The organism is Paraburkholderia sp. BCC1884 (genome assembly GCF_900996225.1).
GTDB lineage: Bacteria > Pseudomonadota > Gammaproteobacteria > Burkholderiales > Burkholderiaceae > Paraburkholderia.
Genome location: NZ_CAAJGL010000021.1, coordinates 1 through 457, shown reverse-complemented (window position 1 = coordinate 457; position 457 = coordinate 1). Strand labels below are relative to the sequence as shown.

Genomic DNA, 457 nt, shown 5'->3' with positions numbered 1-457 from the left:
CGACGGGCGGCACCGCCTCGCTGTCGAACCTGCAGCTCAAGAACGTCGCGGCGGTGATGGTGACCTCGACCCTGCCGCCCTTCGCGCGGCCGGGCGAGGCGATCGACGTGACGGTGTCCTCGCTGGGCAACGCCAAGAGCCTGCGCGGCGGCACCCTGCTGCTCACGCCGCTCAAGGGCGCCGACGGCCAGGTCTATGCGCTGGCCCAGGGCAACATGGCGGTGGGCGGCGCCGGCGCGAGCGCCAACGGCAGCCGCGTGCAGGTCAACCAGCTGGCGGCGGGGCGCATCGCCGGCGGCGCGATCGTCGAGCGCTCGGTGCCCAACGCGCTGGCGCAGATGAACGGCACGCTGCAGCTGCAGTTGAACGACATGGACTACGGCACCGCCGAGCGCATCGTCATCGCGGTGAACGCCAGCTTCGGGCCGGGCGTGGCTACCGTGCTCGACGGGCGCAT

At 72.6% G+C, this 457-nt stretch carries 1 protein-coding gene; it reads left to right on the top strand.

The features are described from left to right. A partial coding sequence (locus tag FQ705_RS01155; RefSeq protein ID WP_186307758.1) for a flagellar basal body P-ring protein FlgI occupies nucleotides 1–457 on the top strand: 457 nt, incomplete at both ends.